This is a genomic window from Variovorax sp. SRS16, from assembly GCF_901827165.1.
Classification (GTDB): Bacteria; Pseudomonadota; Gammaproteobacteria; order Burkholderiales; family Burkholderiaceae_C; genus Variovorax.
In genome coordinates this window covers 783,477-801,406 of record NZ_LR594667.1, presented here as the reverse complement: position 1 = coordinate 801,406, position 17,930 = coordinate 783,477, and the positions used below count along the sequence as shown (strand labels likewise).

At 61.1% G+C, this 17,930-nt stretch carries 14 protein-coding genes and 1 pseudogene; 10 read left to right on the top strand and 5 right to left on the bottom strand.

The window, feature by feature from the left end:
* Positions 1-676 precede the first annotated feature (676 nt).
* The gene (locus E5P2_RS32150; RefSeq protein WP_083944123.1) at positions 677-2,233 is read left to right on the top strand and encodes a RepB family plasmid replication initiator protein; all 1,557 of its coding nucleotides are present in this window, start codon (positions 677-679) and stop codon (positions 2,231-2,233) included.
* A gap of 150 nt (positions 2,234-2,383) precedes the next feature.
* Here E5P2_RS32150 and E5P2_RS32145 read toward each other — a convergent pair whose 3' ends face one another.
* The 3 genes from E5P2_RS32145 to recJ all read right to left on the bottom strand — a co-directional run bounded on the left by E5P2_RS32145 (position 2,384) and on the right by recJ (position 6,191).
* Positions 2,384-3,526 (bottom strand): ParB/RepB/Spo0J family partition protein, encoded by a 1,143-nt coding sequence (locus E5P2_RS32145; RefSeq protein WP_068673593.1) that lies wholly within the window; start codon positions 3,524-3,526, stop codon positions 2,384-2,386.
* Positions 3,526-4,245: a ParA family protein gene (locus E5P2_RS32140; RefSeq protein ID WP_068673595.1), complete on the bottom strand. Its 720-nt coding sequence runs from the start codon at positions 4,243-4,245 to the stop codon at positions 3,526-3,528. The genes E5P2_RS32145 and E5P2_RS32140 overlap by 1 nt, the downstream gene beginning before the upstream one ends.
* A gap of 245 nt (positions 4,246-4,490) precedes the next feature.
* Positions 4,491-6,191 carry a single-stranded-DNA-specific exonuclease RecJ gene (gene recJ, locus E5P2_RS32135; RefSeq protein WP_068673597.1) on the bottom strand — a complete coding sequence of 567 codons (1,701 nt, stop codon included), beginning with the start codon at positions 6,189-6,191 and terminating at the stop codon, positions 4,491-4,493.
* 266 nt (positions 6,192-6,457) lie between these two features.
* Here recJ and E5P2_RS32130 point away from each other — a divergent pair, with 266 nt between their 5' ends.
* The 5 genes from E5P2_RS32130 to E5P2_RS32110 are packed head-to-tail and all read left to right on the top strand — an operon-like array spanning position 6,458 to position 10,752.
* Positions 6,458-6,973, top strand: a complete 516-nt coding sequence (locus tag E5P2_RS32130) for a DUF2726 domain-containing protein (RefSeq protein ID WP_068673599.1) — start codon at positions 6,458-6,460, stop codon at positions 6,971-6,973.
* Between the two features lie 50 nt (positions 6,974-7,023).
* Positions 7,024-7,440: a hypothetical protein gene (locus tag E5P2_RS32125; protein WP_068673601.1), complete on the top strand. Its 417-nt coding sequence runs from the start codon at positions 7,024-7,026 to the stop codon at positions 7,438-7,440.
* Positions 7,441-7,487: 47 nt separating this feature from the next.
* The gene (locus E5P2_RS32120; RefSeq protein ID WP_068673603.1) at positions 7,488-7,781 is read left to right on the top strand and encodes a hypothetical protein; all 294 of its coding nucleotides are present in this window, start codon (positions 7,488-7,490) and stop codon (positions 7,779-7,781) included.
* A gap of 15 nt (positions 7,782-7,796) precedes the next feature.
* On the top strand, positions 7,797-9,767 hold the full coding sequence (locus tag E5P2_RS32115; protein WP_102906931.1) for a hypothetical protein: 1,971 nt from the start codon (positions 7,797-7,799) through the stop codon (positions 9,765-9,767).
* Positions 9,748-10,752: a metallophosphoesterase family protein gene (locus E5P2_RS32110; protein ID WP_068673607.1), complete on the top strand. Its 1,005-nt coding sequence runs from the start codon at positions 9,748-9,750 to the stop codon at positions 10,750-10,752. Before E5P2_RS32115 ends, E5P2_RS32110 begins: the two co-directional genes overlap by 20 nt.
* A gap of 105 nt (positions 10,753-10,857) precedes the next feature.
* Here the strand turns inward: E5P2_RS32110 and thyA are convergent, their stop codons facing one another.
* Complete coding sequence (gene thyA, locus E5P2_RS32105; protein WP_232076886.1) at positions 10,858-11,850, bottom strand: thymidylate synthase; 993 nt, start codon at positions 11,848-11,850, stop codon at positions 10,858-10,860.
* Positions 11,851-11,982: 132 nt separating this feature from the next.
* Positions 11,983-12,597 (bottom strand): transglycosylase SLT domain-containing protein, encoded by a 615-nt coding sequence (locus E5P2_RS32100; RefSeq protein WP_068673611.1) that lies wholly within the window; start codon positions 12,595-12,597, stop codon positions 11,983-11,985.
* A 280-nt stretch (positions 12,598-12,877) separates the two neighbouring features.
* Between E5P2_RS32100 and E5P2_RS32095 the strand changes: the two genes are divergently transcribed.
* The 4 genes and pseudogenes from E5P2_RS32095 (at position 12,878) to E5P2_RS32080 (ending at position 17,880) form a co-directional block, all read left to right on the top strand.
* Entirely contained in the window at positions 12,878-13,537 is a 660-nt protein-coding gene (locus tag E5P2_RS32095; protein ID WP_162571143.1) for an ATP-binding protein, read from the top strand.
* Positions 13,538-13,626: 89 nt separating this feature from the next.
* Positions 13,627-15,149: pseudogene (gene istA / locus E5P2_RS32090) on the top strand (IS21 family transposase).
* Positions 15,142-15,981, top strand: coding sequence for an IS21-like element helper ATPase IstB (gene istB, locus E5P2_RS32085; RefSeq protein WP_162570835.1), 840 nt, complete (start codon positions 15,142-15,144; stop codon positions 15,979-15,981). The pseudogene istA and the gene istB overlap by 8 nt, the downstream one beginning before the upstream one ends.
* Before the next feature lie 39 nt (positions 15,982-16,020).
* The gene (locus tag E5P2_RS32080; protein ID WP_332106070.1) at positions 16,021-17,880 is read left to right on the top strand and encodes a DNA gyrase subunit A; all 1,860 of its coding nucleotides are present in this window, start codon (positions 16,021-16,023) and stop codon (positions 17,878-17,880) included.
* Positions 17,881-17,930: the final 50 nt, after the last annotated feature.

Sequence of the window (17,930 nt, the reverse complement as noted above, 5' to 3'; positions counted from 1 at the left end):
AAGCATCCTCTTAGATTGTTAGTGACCGCCACAAATGCGCAGTCGCGTTGACGAGCGGATTCTGCCAGCACTTTTGTCGCTTGCGTGCGAAATACCAAAAAACTGACGAAGGACACGCGAAAACGGCACGTTTACGCCGTCTCCCAAAAATTAGCTCACCTTTGCCGGCCTGCGTTCGGTGGTCTGGTCGCCAACTCTCCCACCTGACAACAGCTTAGCTCTCAAAGCTCGGCTCCGTCGAGGTTGGCACCATCCGTAAGCTAGCGCTCGTTGCTGATACCCTGGCCTTCGTTCAGCATCTTTCGTATCGGTTTTTGGCTCCCGAGCGCGGGTTCGACGGCTCCTAAAGGTGAGTGGATTTGTTATCCACAGGCGGCCGACAAACGCTCACCTGACCAACAAATCAACACACCACAAGGCGGACAAGGGCTCACCGAACCCCGACACCCTCCGCATATCCACAGCCCTGAGCCCGAAAACGCCTCCCAATCAGCGTAAAAGCGCTCACCCGATTGACGCTAACACGTTGATTCCTCACAGCAATTTCAACAGTAAACAATTCAACGGCTCAACAGGAGTCTTCAACAGAAGAAGTCAAACAGCAGTCATGTCTCGGTCCATCTGAAGACGCGAACGCAAAGCCTTAAAACTCACCGTTAAGGCATAATCGACGCCAATGACCACCCTCCCATCCTCACCGCAAGCTGTATGGCCGCTGCAGGCTAGCCTGCTGGCAGGGGATGGCGAACCTCCGCGGCCCGCGAGACGACGTGCTAAGAAGGGTTCGAGCGATACAGCTGGAAAAGGGAGTGCAGCCGAAGGGAAGGAACTCGACCGGTTCATCAAGACCGTCGCTCCCGACGGCGGATACCTACGTAAGCCAGTAGAAGCGATTCTTGTAACGCCCAAGGAAGGTAAGCTGACGCTGCAGGCTCGGCGATTCCACAACGTTCTCCTGAGGCATGCCCAGGCAAGCCCATTGCCCGCGCCCGGGGAACGCTTCCAGATGCCGCTGTCGCAGTTCGTGCAGAACACGAGGCTTGAGCAGGTCAATAACGCATACCTGGCGGAGGTCCTACGGATGCTCATGACCACCACCGTCGAGTGGGGGGACGCATCGGCAAAGCTTTCTGGCCCGGAATACAAGTGGTCGGCGGCCACCCTTATCTCGCACGCAACGATTCAAAAGCGGGTGGGAGAGGTACCGGTTCTGCTCTACGACTTCGACCCCGACCTCAGACAGAAGATGCTGCGGCCGGAGTTCTACGCAAAAGTGGCTCTAGACGTCGGGCCAAAGATGTCGACTCACGCAGCACACGTCCTGTACGAACTGGGGCAACGGTACTTCAACGACGGCAAGGGATTCCAGAGCCAAGCGCTCCCCTGGCGCCAGTGGGTCGTGCCGCTCACCGGAAACGCCGACAGGCAAGTGGAGGGGCTCGAGTACAAGACATTCATGAGGGACGTTCTCAAGCCGGCGCTCCGGGACGTGAATGACCCGAACGTGCCGCAGATTCCGTTCACCATTGCCATCCATGAGCAACGCCTCGGCCGCCGAGTTGAATTCATCCGCTTCATCGTCCAGCCGAAGCGACAAGGAAGGTCAGCAAAGCTCGGGACTAAGGACGGACTCGAGATGCCGACGGAGGACCTCACCCTCATTGCACGAGCCATCCACCTGGGTATCTCGCAACACGAAGCTGAGGGAATCTACGAAAAGTACGGGCCACGCATGGGGGCCGGCCTTGAAGCCATGGAACGCCGCAAACTGAGCGAACCCATCGCCAACCCGGCAAACTATTTGCGGAAAGTCATTGTGGCCCAGCCGCCCTCAAGGGAGGACGTCCTGGACGTCGAGGTCAAAGCCATCGGCAAGCCCTTGCAGACGGCCGACACGACGACTAAGAACAACCTGGCGGTGCTCCGCAAGAGGCACGAAGAGTCACTTTTGAACGACGCAGAGGCGTTGCTGAATGAGAGTACTGCTCAGATGCGTCGAGCAGAGTACGAGTGTTTCGAGCGTGACGTTCTTGAAGACCTTAAGACGCCCCTGCAACGGGCCTGGCGCGAATTCCGCCGCAAGGACGTCAGCTCGGAGGCGAAACTTCCAATGTTTTTGCGGGACACCTTCCTGCGCTGGTACATCCGGGACAAGGGCTGGAAGGCTCTGGACTCGGATGACCTGCTGCATTGGGGTGCCCAACGGGGCCTGGTCGAGTTCAGGACGGCCTGATTTCGTCGACAAAATCGGCGTGGGCACCTGACCGACCGAGGGCCGCACCGGATTGTGTAAAGGCCGTAAGCGGATTTACGGCCCTGCAGCCTACCCCTGAATACCGCGATTTTGGCGACAAAATCCCGATGTCTGGAGCAGGGGAGGGCGCTACTTAGCGCTAGCTTTCCGGCGCGGAGCCTGCGGCGCCTTGCCGCCCCTCGTCCCTTGCGAGGCCTTTGGCCCGCGGGAGGTCGACTGTGAAGCCGGTGCGCGGGTGCCTGCGGCAGTTGGCTTGCTCCCGGCCCCGCCAAGCAGGCCTTCTGCCTTGAAGAGCTTTTCCAGTCGGTCAAAGAGTTGGTCGCGCATCGACGGCTCCACGTCTACCAGGCTGAATTCGAGGCGATTCGGAAACGCCTTCAGCACTCCGTTGCCCGCACCCTTGAGTTCGCAGCGTCGTTCCGGCGACTGCCGCTTGCTTTGCTCGGCCGGCATGTCACCAGCCTGAGAACCTTTTGCGATTTCCTGCAGCCGCCGGTTCGACACCCTTCGCGCGCGGATTTGCGGGACCAGCTTTCGCACGAGGTCGAGGCCCTTATCCTCGTAGCGGTCGGCAATGACCGCCAACCAGTAGCACGCGTCCACACCAAACGCCCCCACCGTCGATGCGAGCTCGTCGAGGATTTCCCGGGGGAGCGTCCCAATCTTGACCCGCTTGGACACCTCCGATTCGCTCAGCCCCATCGCCTTTGCGAACGACTTGCCGTCCATGCGGTGGGCCTTCATCTGCTCCGGGAACCTCACGGCATCGTCCAAGTGGTGCTGACCCTTGGCCTGGGCATTCATGTCCCGGGCCTCCCTGAAGAACTGCAGCCCCGCTTTGTGCTCAACGACTTCAACCAGGATTGTCGGATGACCGAGGTTCGCGAGCCCGCGACAGCGGCGGTGGCCGGCCTTCAGGACGAACCGTTGCTGCTTCTCGTCGTAGAAGACTTTGGCCGCTTCCTGCTGGCCGATGGCGGACAGCGACGCCTCCAGTTCTGCCTGCTCCGCAGCGTCAAAGTAGACACGGGGGTTTTCGGGATGCTCCACCACCAGGGAGAGCGGCATCGCGACACGGGCGCCAACAGGGTACCGAACCCCTTCGATGAACTCGGCATACCCGCCAGAACCAGCCGCGACCGCGCCCAGGCCGCGGCGAAGCGCTTGGTCGAGTTGCGCCAGGCCGTTGGAATACTTCCGGCGCGGAGTAGATGCGGCCGCCGCGGCAAGCCCGAACGATTCCTTGGCCAGGTCGGGGAGAGCTTTAGCCATCAGAGGAGCTCCTCGAGGAGTTGGTCGACTTCTTCACGCGCGGCCCTGGAACCAGGGATGCGGTACAAGCTTGTCCGGTAATTTGGGGCGTTCTCAAACGCGCTCAACTGCTTGAGCTGCGTCGCTAGCACTTTAGCCCGCACTTGACGCAGCTTGCTCCACTTCGCCACGCTCTCCCGTAAAACCGTAACGAGGCTTACGTTGGTCCGCCGATGGGCCTGCATGAAGTTCACCAGCAAGCGCACATCCAGTCTCGGACGACCGTGAGTGGCCCGCAGCTCGTTGATTTCTGCAAACAAAGGGAAGAGCTCCTCAAGCGCGTCGACGAACATGCCATTCGGCTTTGCGGGAACAACGACCTGGTCTGCTACAAACAGGGCCGCCTCAAGGTCGCTACTTGCCAGGTTTGGTGGCGTGTCGATGACGATGAAGTCGAAATCTTCACCGGTCGCCCGCTTCTGCTCCTCGTTGAGCTGATTCAGGGCTTGCAGGAACTCCAGCGGGCTGAAGCCCGACCGCTTCTCTACGCGAACAGGGAATCGAGGGAAGGACGAGGAGGGACGTGACTCCCACTTGAAGGCAGTCGCTTGCGGGTCTGCGTCAACCGTAACGACGTAAAGTCCTTTACGGCTGAGGGCGTCAGCCAGGCACATCGCGACCGTGGTCTTACCGGCGCCACCTTTCTGATTTGCGGTGACGATGATGCGGGTCTTCTTCATGGATGCCTGAGCCTCGTGTCCTTCGTGCGCTTGGTGAAATTCGGTGGAGAGGATACCAGCTAAACGCATGATTGAGCCTATAGAGGTTCAGCGCGCATGTTGAATTTCGTCGACAAAATAGCGGCGGAAGTTGTGCCCAGCCAGGCTCCGGCGGCGTTCCTAAAAAAAGAGGCCCCGTCCCAGAAGGGAGGAGCCTCGGTAGCCGCCGGCCCAAGATTGGGAACGTGGCAGAAGAAGAATGACGGTTAACCGAAGGTCTCAACCAGCAGCTGGACGTTGGTTTCGTCGTTGAAGCTGTTGGCATCGAGCTTGTATGCCAGCTTGAGCTCCGAGCCCTTTTGCGGCGGCGCGTCAGTATGGCGAAATTTCACAGCGCGAAACTTTCGGCCGTCCTTTTGGAGCAACATGCTCATGTGCTTGCCGCCACCGATGGAGCGAGCGTCGAGGACCTGGAACGCGTCGTAGAAGGTGGGTTCCGGGAATGCCTGGCCCCATACTTGCTCCTTGAGAATCGCGACCGTTTCGAGGCTCATCTCGTTCGCCTCGAGCGCACCATCCACCAGCAGGGTTTGCTGGAGGTCAGCGGCGGTCAACATTTCTCGCGCAACCTTTTCGAAGGCCTCTGCAAACTCAGCCAGGCCGCCGGCGCGTACTGTCACGCCAGCTGCCATCGCGTGCCCCCCGAACTTCGGGAGGAGGCCCGGATGCCGACGGTCGACCAGGTCGAGCGCGTCGCGCAGGTGGAAGCCGGGGATTGAACGGCCGGACCCCTTGAGCTCACCGTCCTTGCCTGAGGCGAGGATGAACGTGGGGCGCCAGATACGTTCCTTGAGTCGGCCAGCGACGATTCCGATGACGCCTTGATGCCAGTCCTCGGCGTGCAGGACGGCCGTATAGCGGTCCGCGCGGACGTCCGTGAGAAGGCGGCGAACGGCTTCGTCCGTCATGTCCCCTTCGATTGCCTTGCGGCGGTCGTTGATTCCGTGCAGCTCCTCCGCCAGCGCCTGGGCTCGTGCCACAGAATCTGTGGTCAAGCATTCGACGCCGGCGTCCATCGACTCCAGGCGCCCGGCCGCGTTGATACGCGGGCCGATGCCGAAAGCGATGTCACTGGTAGCCAGCATGCGCGGGTCCTTGCCGGAGACTTTTGCCAGGAAATCAACGCCGGGGAACGAGTGGCCGGCGCGAACGCGAAGCAGCCCTTCGTTCACCAGAATGCGATTGTTCGTGTCCAGCGCCACCACGTCCGCCACCGTTCCGATGGCGACGATGGGGAGCAGCGAGTCGACCGAGAATTCCGGGTCCGCCGAAACGATACCGCGCTCGAGGAGTTCGTCCTGCAGCGCCCACATTACGTACCACATCACCCCGCAGCCCGCGAGGGCCTTGGAGGGGAAAGGGCAGCCGTGCTGGTTCGGATTCACGATGCACAGGGCATCCGGATGGGTCTCGCCCGGCAGATGGTGGTCGGTGACCAGCACTGGAACGCCGAGGCGATTGGCTTCCTCGATGCCCGCGTGGGATGCGATGCCATTGTCCACCGTCACCAGGTAGTCAGGCTTTGGTTCAGCCGAACAGGCAATCCGGGCGATGGCAGGCGTGAGGCCGTACCCGTGCTCGATTCGGTTCGGGATGATGAAGCCGACGTTTGCGCCGAACGCCCGCAGTGCGCGAACGCCCACCGAGCACGCGGTGGCCCCGTCCGCGTCATAGTCGGCGACGATGAGCAAACGCTTCTTCTCCACGATTGCGTCAGCAAGCACTTTGGCCAATGCTTCGGCACCCAGGAGTTGGGAGTAGGGGATGAGCGCGCTTAGGCCGGTCGACACCTCAGCGGTGTCGGTAATGCCCCGCGACGCTAGGACGCGGGCGAGCACTGGGCTCATGCCGGAGCGGATGAGCTTCAGCACGGTGGAAGGTGGAAACCTTCGTTCTTCGATGTCCATGGGTGTCCTTGAGTGGAAATTGGTCTACGCCGTATAGCGCAGCGCGAACCGGCAGACCTGTTTCAGCCAGCAACGGTATGGCTTCCGAGTTTTAGCCATACGTGCTAAAATGCACGCCATTCTCGCGCAGAACTCCAAGAAAGCCAGCCTCTCCCGTGAGGGCCGTTGGTCCCGCGTAAGGCTCTATCAAATACTAAGTTCTTCTTTTCTTTGTATTTTGATGAAGTCTAACTCGAGAGAAAGACTTTAAGTAGAGAACACGTTTTATGCACTTTGGCGTTTTTGTCGGAATCTTGCTCGCGTTGGCCCTCGGCGCGTTGGTCGCGGTCGGCTACCGCCGACACCTGGCCACTCGCGAACTTCGTGTGGGGCGCCATGGCTTTACCCGCCGGCCGCTTCTGACGGGGAACGAAGTCGATTTCTTCCGAAAACTGCAGCGTGCGCTTGGCTCGGAGTTCCAGGTTCTTCCCCAGGTGTCCATGGGCGCTGTGATGGCCACTACGCTCACCCCGGAGCACCCGGACTACTGGGCGGTGCGCGAAAGCTACGCCTCTAAAATCATCGACTTCGTGGTCTGCGACCCAAAACACTTTCAGCCTTTGCTGGTCGTGGAGCTAGACGACCGGATGCACGACTTCTCAAAAGACCGGACCCGTGACTCCCTCGTCGCTCGCTGCGGCCTCCGGACGGTTCGGTTCTGGTCGCGGAAGAAGCCGGACATCGCCACGCTGCGCGTGGAACTCCACCGTCATCTTGGCCACGCCGTCTCTAAAACGCATTGACGCCTAGTTACGATTTAGCTATAATCACGTCTCTCCTTCAGAAACCTAAAATGAACAACAGCCAGAACCAGGAACTGCACGCCGTCCTCAAGCGGTTCGACCCCGACACCCTCGTCGAGACGGTTCGAGAACTCGGCGAGGACTGGGCGAAGGCCAATTCCTCCGCTTCGTCGCTCGAAGAGACCAGAAAAACACTACTGGCCAAGCTGACCCGCGAGTACATGAACAACGGGTTGCGGAGCGGTGCCGCCGGCGAGCGAGCGAAGTCGGTGTCCGTTTCGTCAGCCGAGCAATCGGCGCTTGCCGATGAGCGCTACGAGCAGCACCTGGACCTGATGGTTCAAGCGCGCGAGTACTCCGATATCACCCGGGTCCGATACGACATGGGAAAGATGCGGCTTGAGCTGATGCGCTCGCAAATGGCTACCGTCCGCCAAGAGATGAGCTTCTCTCGCTTCGCGACCTGACCAGCCGTTGCCTTCGCCTCCTGCAAAACAAAGACCACTTTTCACTGATGACCGCACAAACCTCTCTCGAAATCTTTGAAGCCCAGAAGAAGCGCCACGCCGCCCTCCAGCAGCGCCGAGCGCGCGTCGAGGAACGTCGCGACGCCGAGGCGGCGAATCTGGAGCGCGCCCGCACGGAGGCGAAGCAGCTGCTCGGCACGGACGACGTCGGGAAGCTTCGCGAACTCTACGCAAACGGCGTGGAAGAGAACGACAAGAAAATCATTGCCACCGTCCAGGCTCTGGACGAAATCGACCAGCGACTTGCTGACATTGAACGCCTGACTGCCACGACGCGCTGATTAAGGGTGCCCTCGATGACATTGAACGCGCCAGAACTCCGCCAACGGGTCCAGGGTACCAGCCTGCGCGCCGCTCAACTCAACGGCGTGCTGACCGCACAAGCTGCTCGCAAGGCTGAATTGCTTGAGTCGGTCGCCGCGGCGAAGGCCCGTCAAGGTCTGGGGGACGAGGTCAAGCGCGTCTTCGAGGCGCTTCAAACGAAGGCTCACGAGCGCAGCGTGGGAACGTTCGACCGGCTGCTCACCGCAATCCTTCAAGATGTCATGCCTGACGAGGGCAGCATCCGTCTGCTGCCGAAGTACCGGGACAACACGACCTGGCTCGACGTGGCCCTGGAGAAGAACGGCCATCTGGAAGACATCCTTGATGGGAATGGCGGCGCGGTCACCAATGTCGTCAGCGCCGGCCTCCGCTTTGCGGCGCTCACCCGCACCAAGAACCGCGGCCTGATGGTCTTGGATGAACCAGACTGCTGGATTCAGCCGGAGCGCATTCCGGCGTTCATCCGAGTCCTAGCCCAGGTTGCTGAATCCGCAAAGGTGCAGACCTTTTTCGTCTCCCATTTCGACAAGCCGGAGTCGTATTCCGGCCTGGTGAACGTTGTCCGGCTCGTTCGCGGTGCCGATGGCAATCCGGCTGCCGATGTGAACAGCATCGTCAAGCACCAATGGGAGAACGATGAGGTCCCGGGAATCCGGGCCATCGAGCTTTTCAACTTTCGCGCGCACGTGCACACGACCATCCCGTGCTTCCCGGGCGCTACCGCTCTGGTCGGCGGGAACAACCTCGGCAAGTCCACCGCCATCACAAGCTCGCTGAAGGCAGTGGCCTATGGCGAGTCGGACGATTCGATGGTGCGCCATGGCTGTGATGAGGCGCGTGTCATCCTGCACCTGGAAAAGGGGCAACGCATCGAGTGGGTGCGCTCTACCAAGCGCTCTCCCGCCGTCATGTACCGCCTGTACCAGGGCACCGAACTTCTCCACGAGGGTCGCCCCAAGGCCCGGAACACTGCGCCTGAGTGGGTGACGGAAGTTCTTCGGGTTACGAAGCCGGACGACCTGGACATTCAAATCGGTAGCCAGAAGAACCCGGTCTTCCTCCTCAACGAGACGGCTTCCCGGCGCGCTCAAATCCTTTCGCTCGGTCGTGAATCCGGCCACCACAAGGCGCTGATGCGCCTCTATGAGGGCATCCGGACCTCGGACGGCGAGACCGTCAAGCGTGGCGAGCTCGAGCTCACCCGGCTCACGTTCAACCTGGACCGGATGACGCCGGTGCCCGGCCTGGTCGAGAAGCTGGATGCGCTGTCTGCGACGGCCAACGAGCTGGCCGACTACCTTGCGAAGCGCGAGCGCATTTCCTCCCTTCTTGGCCGCATCGAAGAGGCCGCCTCGAAGCTGTCTATCGCTCAGCAGGAATTGTCGGCTCTTGACGGTCTCCCCGAGCTCCCGACGCTTGTTGACACGGCCAAGCGCAAGGCCCTGGCCGACGCCATCGAGCGTAGCCAATTCCTGGTGAACACCCTCAAGGTGCCGGAAATGGCAGACCTGCCCGACCTTGCTGACATGTCGAGGGCAAAGACGCTTTTGGACACCATCGAACGTGGCCAATACCTGCTCGAGAAGATTCAGGTTCCTACGCTCCCGGAGCTACCCGTTTTGACGGACACCGCCTCTATCGCGGCACTGGGCGTGCGGCTCACAGGCAGCATCGCGAAGCTTGCCGCCATGGAGTCGCTGCCCGAGCTGCCTGCGCTGCCGACGCTCAAGGACTTCAGCGGCATGCACCGCGCCATCGAGACCATCTCGGAGACCGAAAGCCGGTTGGCTGCTGCTGTGGCCGAAGTTGCTAAGGCGACCGCCGAAGAAACCACCGCTCGCGACGAGTTCGAAAGCCTAAAACAAGCCCTGGGTGTCTGCCCGCTGTGCGATTCGCACCTGGCCACCCACACAGGAACAGACCATGCACATCACGCCCACTGAGCAACGCAGCTTCAACGGCATCCTGTTCATAGGTGACCCTCATGTTACCTCCAAGCGACCTGGGCGCCGCAAGGATGACTATCTGGCATCCGTCCTCGCGAAACTCGAGGAATGCGCCGAAATCTGTGACGACTATGGCCTGCTGCCGGTCATCCTGGGCGACCTGCTGCATCGCAGCGATGACAACAACCTGCGCATGCTCAACCGCCTGATGACCGTCTTGAAGCGCTTCCCGGTGCCGCCGCTCACGCTGGAAGGCAACCACGACAAGGAAGAAACCTCGTTGACCGAGAGCGATGCGCTGTACTTGCTGGCGCAGGCCGGCGCCGTGCACGTGCTGGAAACGGCCGGACTTGTCGGCACATTCGATGTCGCGGGCCAACCTGTGCGGCTCTTTGCGGCACCTTACGGCTCGGCCATTCCACGGAGTGTTCCGGAAGGGGAGGGCACCGCTGTGCTCATCACGCACCACGACTTGGCCTTCGATGGCGCCTACCCAGGCTCGCTGCCAATCGACCCTGTTGACGGCGTCATGATGGTCGTGAACGGCCATATGCACGACACGAAGCCCAGCGTGATTGCTGGCGCCACCACTTGGCACAACCCGGGGAACATCGAACCCCTCTCCGTCGACCTGGCACATCACGTGCCGAAGGTGTGGCTGTGGTCGCCGGGCACGGGAAATGGCGCCGAACTCACCGGCATCGAACTCAAGCACGGGACTGACCTCTTTGACCTCACCGGTCTGCAGGTTGCCCCTTCTGACGCCAACGCGGCAGTTGCGGCCCTGCCGAGCACCAGTAAGTTCGCGGCGCTCATCACGGAAGAGGCGAAGGCAGATGTTGATGCGGAGCGCACTGACGACGCCTCCATCCTGCATGGTGACCTGACGCAGATTTTCGGCGCCGGCGCCATCTCGGACGCGACGCAGCAACTGCTTCTGGGCCTTTTGGGCCAAGTTCGGCAGGACGCCATGTCCTTGTGAGCTAGGGCACGGTGGCCGAGCAGATGGGCTTACCTTTGGACGGCCCGGAAAGAAAAAAGCCCCTCGTGGAGGGGCTTTTGCGTGAATGACGGCAGGGATGGTGGCTTACGCGGCCATATCGAGCTTGATTGCAGGATGGCACTGATAGCCGACCAACTTGACATCCTCGGGGTCCAAGCGCGCAAACACGCCAGGAATTTCATCGACTGAGTTCAGCCTCGGGATATTGCCCAAGTCCAAGGTTGGCTGGGGAAAGTGTTCGCGGGACAGCAGCTCCTTGACGCCCGGAATATGCGGCACATAAATGTGGGCGTCACCGATAAATTGGGTCATGGTCCCCGCTTTACGTCCAGAGAGCCGCGCCATGATTTCCAGAAGCAGTGCGCCAATTACTAAATTAAAGGCCAATGCGGTGTCAAAACTTCGCTGAAAAAAGCACATGTGCAGCGTGTTGCTTTCCGTGTCGACCAAGAATTGATAAAGAACGTGGCAGACGGGAATTGATGTCTGGTCATGCTCGTCCGGTCGCCAGCCATTTATTATTATGCGGCGGTCCGTCGGATTGGTCATGATGGCTTTGAGCGCCACCTCCAACTGGTTGATTCCCCGACGCATCACCCAGACGTTGCGAGCGGCGTCATGGGCACGAACCTCGTAGCCAAGCGCTATCAGCTCGTCGCATTCCTTTTGCGAATTGACCTCCCGCCAATCCCGGCAATCGGTCCATTGTTTTGGGTATGAACGCCCAATATCGTCTTCGCCAGTTCTGTGCTTGTTTGCTAGCCACGATGGCGTGATATTGGCATTGCCGTCCCACACTTTGCATCCGAGCTCCCTGAATTGAGCAGCGCTCGTAAAACCTCGGAAGAAACCAAACAGTTCGCCCTTCGCAGTTTTCCACGCGAGCTTCTTGGTGGTAATTGCGGGGAAGCCATCCGCCATGTCGAATTTCAATGTGACGCTGGGCACGAACAGCGTGTCGATGCCCGTGCGGTTTGGCCGCAGGACGCCTTCGTCGAGAATGCGCGACAGCATGTCGTGAAACTGCTGCATTGGGTGGGGCTTCGCAGCCACTGCGGGTGAAGTCGTTTCAGTCATATATTCGTTGATTTGATGTGGCCTGTTGAGACACAGTGTAGGGAACTGCCATCCGGCAACCTGCTTTAGCGCCGACCACAAAAAGAAGCTCGGCCGGACGTGAGTCGGGCCGAGCGGATGAATGAGCGCGGGCTAGGCGTCGAGCAGAGGCTTGCGGTTCTTCACGGTCTCCAGCTCCTTGCGGAAGTGGAAAACACGTTCTGCATAGCCGCGGGCCTTGCCTGAGTACTTTGCCAGGGTCGACGTGAGCGACCCGCGTTGCTGCGCGTGGTATTCCGCCAGGATGGTGGTTCCGACGCGGATATTGACCTCCGGCGAGCGCAAGAGGACCTCAGGGTCTTGCTTGGAGCGCATCTTTTCCATGTGGAAGCGAGGCACGACTTGCATCAGGCCCACGGCGCCGTATCCGCTTCTTGCCGCCGGGTCGAGGCTCGACTCCTTCATGGCGATGGCCAGAATCAGCAGCGGGGACATGCCGACTTTGACCGCCTCGGAGTAGGCACTGGAGACGATGCGCTTTACGAGCCCTTCAGGCTTCTTGTACTTCGACGCCAGGTGGTCTACGAGCACTTGCTGCTCCGCAGCCACCGCGGCCACGCGCTTAGCCTCCTGAGCCCTTACTTCGACCAGGGCGGTCGGGAACACCTCAGTTGCGACAAATGTGCTGTGCACTGGCGCGTTGGCGAGACATAGAACGAGCGCGAGAGCGAGCATTCCGACGTGAAACGTCAGTTTGATTGACTTCATGATTGCCTTCTAAAACAGATGTAACTCCTGCGTTTAGGCAACGCGGGACGGCAGGGCAGGGCGCCAGCAAAGTGGCGGCCCGATGGCCCGAAGGGCCATTCGCCTCGTAGGTCGAACAGAGGCGCTCGATAGACGAGGGGAATCGCCGGCCTGGAGTAAGGTGGCCGAACGTGCCGTGCGAAGCAACCTATAGGGATTTCGGTTTATACGCGGCAGCGCCTCATAACGATTTTAGGGCCGCATGCTATAATGTAAATCCAATCTCGCGCCCACATCGCCTATGACGCAACGTCAGTACAACGAATCCGCAATAAAAATTTTAGAGGGCCTCGAGCCGGTCAAGCTTCGTCCAAGCCAGTTCACCCGCACCGAAGACCCCTTGCACATCGTGCAGGAGTGCATCGACAACGCAATCGACGAGGCCATCGCTGGCTACGCGAAGACGGTGAGTGTTGAACTGCTGCCGGAGGGCTTCGTGCGCGTGGCGGACAACGGTCGCGGCATCCCTGTCGGTCTGCACCCGGAGAAGAAGATTCCGGTCGTCCAGGCCATCTTCACCGTCCTGTACTCTGGCGGCAAGTTCGACAAGACCTCCGGGGGCGCATACAGCTACGCCGGCGGTCTCCACGGCGTGGGCGTCTCGGTCACCAACGCACTTTGTGAGTCCCTGACCGCCTCAGTGGTTCGTGACGGAAAGCGCCACGAGATTTCTTTTGCCGACGGCGACGTGGTGAAGCCACTCTATATGGTCGGGAAGGAAGAGGGGACGGGCACGACAATCACGCTGAAGCCCAATCCGAAGTACTTCACATCGGCCGAGCTGCCAGTCAAGGTTCTGCGCGAACTGCTCAAGACTAAGGCGGTCTTGCTTCCAGGGCTCGAGGTGCGCTTCACGGACGCTCGCCAGGGCCCTGATTTGTTGACGCCGACCGAAAACTGACCATCTAGAGGTCGAAGTGCCTACTGAAAATTGACCAGGGTGTTCCACTGACCTGCTGAAACTTTCAGCAGGGAAATTAGGTGATCACCATGGACATGATTGGCAAGGTCAGGCGCATGAAGCTGCGCGACCAACTCTCCCTGAGCGAGATTTCCAAGCGAACCGGCTTGGCCCGAAACACGGTCAAGAAATGGCTCAAGGCCCCGGCCATGAGCCTCCGAAGTACGAGCGACGCGTCGTTGAGCGCAAGCTCACGGCGTTCGAGGGCACGCTGCACCAGGCGCTGGCGGCCGATGCGCACCGGCCCAAGCAAAGCCGGCGTTCTGCAAGGGCACTGTTCTCCCAGATCCAGGCGCAGGGTTACCGCGGTGGCTACAGCGCGGTCACGGACTTCATCCGGGCGTGGCGCACGCGCTCTGACAGCAGTCCGGCCAAGGCGTTCGTGCCCTTGAGCTTTGAGTTGGGCGAGGCGTTCCAGTTTGACTGGAGCGATGAGGCGATGGTGGTGGGCGGCGTGTTCTACAACGTGCAGGTCGCGCATTTGAAGCTGTGTGCCAGCCGAGCGTTCTGGCTGGTGGCGTATCCCAGCCAGGGGCACGAGATGCTGTTTGACGCGCACACGCGCTCGTTCCAGGCGCTTGGCGGGGTGGCGCGGCGGGGCATCTACGACAACATGAAGACCGCGGTGGACAAGGTCAAGCGGGGCAAGGGGCGCATCGTCAACGCGCGCTTTGCGGCCATGTGCAGCCACTACCTGTTCGACCCGGACTTCTGCAACGTGGCCTCGGGTTGGGAGAAAGGGGTGGTGGAGAAGAACGTGCAGGACAGCCGCCGGCGTATCTGGATCGAGGCGAGCACCCGGCGCTTCGGCTCATTCATCGAACTCAATGCCTGGCTGGCAGAGCGTTGCCGCTCGGTGTGGGCCGACACGTCGCACCCGATCCATCGACAGTTCACCGTGGGTGAGATGCTGGAGTTGGAGAGGGGCCACCTCATGTCCATGCCGACGCTCTTTGATGGTTATGTGGAGCGCCTGGCCCGGGTAAGCAGCACCTGCCTGGTGGTGGCCGCCCGCAACCGTTACTCGGTGCCGTGTGAATGGGCGGGTCACATCGTGAGCACCCGGGTGTATCCGGAGCGGGTGGAGGTGGCTGCCATGGATGCGGTGGTGGCCAGCCACGCCCGGCTCTCGGGCAGTGGACAGACCGTCTTTGACTGGCAGCACTACATCGACCTGGTGCAGCGCAAGCCGGGTGCGCTTCGCAATGGAACACCCTTCCTGGATCTGCCGCCTGCGCTGCTGCGGCTGCGGCAGTCTTTGTTGCGCCACGCCGGAGGTGACCGGGTCATGGCGCAGGTGCTGGCGGTGGTTCCGCAGGCGGGTTTGGAGGCGGTGCTGGTGGCTGTAGAGCTGGTGCTCGAAGGCATGGCCCCCAGCGGCAGCATCAGCGTGGAGCACGTTCGCAATGTGCTGGCGCGGTTGAACAACCCGGTGACCCCAATGCAGGCCGAGACCGCGCTGCAATTGACCTTGGCGCCCAAGGCCGACACAGCGCGGTACGACCGGCTGCGTCCCACCCACCTGGATGATCAGGAGGTGCGTCATGCGTGATACGACACGGGATGTTCACGCGCAGCTCAAGGCATTGAGGTTGAACGGCATGGCCGTGGCCTGGGCGGATCTGGTCGAGCAAGGTGGGGACTCGACGCTGGATGCCTCACGCTGGCTGGTGGAGCATCTGCTGCAAGCCGAAGATGCGGACCGGGCGATGCGCTCGATTGCGCACCAGATGAAGTCGGCCCGCTTCCCCATGCACCGCGACTTGGCCGGGTTCAACTTCGAGGTGTCGCAGGTGGACAAGGCGCTGATCCAGAAACTCTCAGACCTGTCCTTCACCGACGATGCGCAGAACGCTGTGCTGATCGGTGGGCCTGGCACGGGCAAGACGCACCTGGCCACCGCACTGGGCATTGCCGGGTTGAGCCGGCACGCCAAGCGGGTGCGGTTCTACTCCACGGTGGATCTGGTCAACGCGCTGGAGCAGGAGAAAGCCCAAGGTCGCGCAGGCCGCATTGCCATGAGTTTGGTGCGCATGGACCTGGTGGTTCTGGACGAACTGGGCTACTTGCCGTTCAGCCAGTCCGGTGGTGCCTTGCTGTTCCACCTGCTGTCCAAGCTCTACGAGCACACCAGCGTGATGATCACGACCAACCTGACCTTCGCGGAATGGTCCAGCGTGTTCGGGGACGCCAAGATGACCACCGCGCTGCTCGATCGGTTGACGCACCACTGCCACATCATCGAGACCGGAAACGAGTCCTACCGCTTCCGCCACAGCTCCAAGGAGGCCAAGGGCCGCATCAAGTCCAGGGAGCAGGAGCGCAAGACTTCAGCCAGTCAACCCTTGAATGAAGGGAGCGAGAAACCAGGAACGTCTCTATAGTTATCCACAGCTGACCTCCTGCGGAGGCAGCCTTAGCCCCTGGTCAAAATTCAACCGGCACAGCTGGTCAATATTCCATCGGCGCCAACACCTGCCCGCCTCCCATTCACTTTGCTGAACGGGTCCAAGGGCGTTGCGGTTGGCCTGGCCAACGACATCCTCCCGCACAATCTGCGAGAGGTCGCCAACGCAGCAGTGGCGGTCATCGAGAATCCGGACGTCACAGTCTCGGAGATTCTGAAGCTCATCCCGGGCCCGGACTTTCCGGACGGGGCGCAAGTCATCAGTTCCGCCGCAGACATCGAGGCCGCATACACCTCCGGTCGCGGAAGCCTGCGTTGCCGTGCCGTGTGGAGTCGAGAGGACCTGGCACGTGGGCAGTGGCAGGTCATCGTCTCGCAGCTCCCCTACCAGGTCTCGGTGAAGACAATCATGGAGGAAATCGAGACCCTTACCAACCCGCAACCCAAGGCCGGCAAAAAGACCATCGACCAGCGCCAGGCCAACCTGAAACAGGTCGCGCTTGACTTCCTGGACACGGTTCGCGACGAGTCGGGCAAGCTGGCACCCGTACGCCTGGTGATTGAGCCGAAGAACTCGAAGGTCGACCAGGAACAGATGATGGCCTTCCTCCTGGCCAACACCAGCCTCGAGGCGTCGGTGACCGTGAACATGACCGTCATCGGCATCGACAACCGGCCTCAGACGAAGGGTATCGATGCACTCCTGAAGGAGTGGGCCGAGTTCCGGATGACCACCGTGCGCCGGCGCACGCAGTTCCAACTGGACGGAGCGAACAAGCGTATTCACATCCTCGAGGGCCGCATGGTGGTCTTCGTGAGTCTGGACCGTGTCATCAAAATCATCCGAGAAGCGGACGACCCGGCGGCTCAACTGAAGGCGGAGCTTGGCCTGAGTGACATCCAGACCACGGACATCCTGGAGATGCGCTTGCGGCAGCTCAACAAGCTGGAAGGTTTCAAGCTGGAGAGCGAGCTGGACGAGCTCCGCAAGGAACGCACGCGGCTCGAGGCGCTGTTGGCGTCCGACCCGGCAATGCGCCGCATGGTCATCTCTGAAATCAAGGCCGACGCTGCGAAGTACGGCGACGACCGCCGGACCCTGCTGCAGCCCGCTGCACGCGCAGAGGCAGGCGTTTCCTCGACGGTGAACCTGCCGGATGAGGAAATCACGGTCGTTCTGTCCCGCAACCTCTGGCTCAAGGCCTACAAGGGGCACGACGTGCCGCCGGAGGCCTATGTGCTCAAGCAGGGCGATTCGGTTCTCGCGATGGTCAAGACCCGCACGGTTTCGACGCTTTACTTGCTCGACTCGAACGGCCGCGCCTACAGCCTGCCGGCAGGAGGCGTTCCGAACGGCCGCGGCGAGGGTGCCCCTCTCTCGGCCTCCATTGACCTGCAGGCCGGCGCACGGGTTGTCACGATGCTGGCTGGTGCCGACGACGACCGCTTCATCTTCGCTGGTGCGCTTGGCAATGGCTACGTTGCACCGCTCAAGAGCCTCGCCTCGCGCCAGAAGGCCGGCAAGGTGTTCCTGAAACTCGCCGACGGGGAGGCGCCGATGCCACCAGTCGCAATTCCGCAAGACGACACAGGGTTCGTGGTCTGCGGTTCAACGGACGGGCGGATGCTCGCCTTCCCGCTGGCCGAAGTCAAGACGCTGCCCGCCGGTGGAATGGGTGTCATCCTCATGGTGCTGGGCAACGACAAGCTCTCCGCGCTCCTGCATACGGCTGACGCTCCTTTCGAGGGCAAGGGCCTGGCGAACGGAAAAATGGTTGATATCAAGCTGAAGGGGGACGATTGGACCCGCCACGTTCTGCACCGGGCTCGCAAGGGGGCCCAGCTGCCGAAAAAGGCGGTTCTCCAGCCCATCTGACCCGCAACCTCCCATAAAGCCCGGCTCGAGCCGGGCTTAGTGGCGCTGCG

Excerpts from the sequence above, each read along its gene's own strand:
- E5P2_RS32150 (WP_083944123.1), top strand. The coding sequence starts at position 677 with ATGACCACCCTCCCATCCTCACCGCAAGCTGTATGGCCGCTGCAGGCT.
- E5P2_RS32145 (WP_068673593.1), bottom strand. The coding sequence starts at position 3,526 with ATGGCTAAAGCTCTCCCCGACCTGGCCAAGGAATCGTTCGGGCTTGCC.
- E5P2_RS32140 (WP_068673595.1), bottom strand. The coding sequence starts at position 4,245 with ATGAAGAAGACCCGCATCATCGTCACCGCAAATCAGAAAGGTGGCGCC.
- recJ (WP_068673597.1), bottom strand. The coding sequence starts at position 6,191 with ATGGACATCGAAGAACGAAGGTTTCCACCTTCCACCGTGCTGAAGCTC.
- E5P2_RS32130 (WP_068673599.1), top strand. The coding sequence starts at position 6,458 with ATGCACTTTGGCGTTTTTGTCGGAATCTTGCTCGCGTTGGCCCTCGGC.
- E5P2_RS32125 (WP_068673601.1), top strand. The coding sequence starts at position 7,024 with ATGAACAACAGCCAGAACCAGGAACTGCACGCCGTCCTCAAGCGGTTC.
- E5P2_RS32120 (WP_068673603.1), top strand. The coding sequence starts at position 7,488 with ATGACCGCACAAACCTCTCTCGAAATCTTTGAAGCCCAGAAGAAGCGC.
- E5P2_RS32115 (WP_102906931.1), top strand. The coding sequence starts at position 7,797 with ATGACATTGAACGCGCCAGAACTCCGCCAACGGGTCCAGGGTACCAGC.
- E5P2_RS32110 (WP_068673607.1), top strand. The coding sequence starts at position 9,748 with ATGCACATCACGCCCACTGAGCAACGCAGCTTCAACGGCATCCTGTTC.
- thyA (WP_232076886.1), bottom strand. The coding sequence starts at position 11,850 with ATGACTGAAACGACTTCACCCGCAGTGGCTGCGAAGCCCCACCCAATG.
- E5P2_RS32100 (WP_068673611.1), bottom strand. The coding sequence starts at position 12,597 with ATGAAGTCAATCAAACTGACGTTTCACGTCGGAATGCTCGCTCTCGCG.
- E5P2_RS32095 (WP_162571143.1), top strand. The coding sequence starts at position 12,878 with ATGACGCAACGTCAGTACAACGAATCCGCAATAAAAATTTTAGAGGGC.
- istB (WP_162570835.1), top strand. The coding sequence starts at position 15,142 with ATGCGTGATACGACACGGGATGTTCACGCGCAGCTCAAGGCATTGAGG.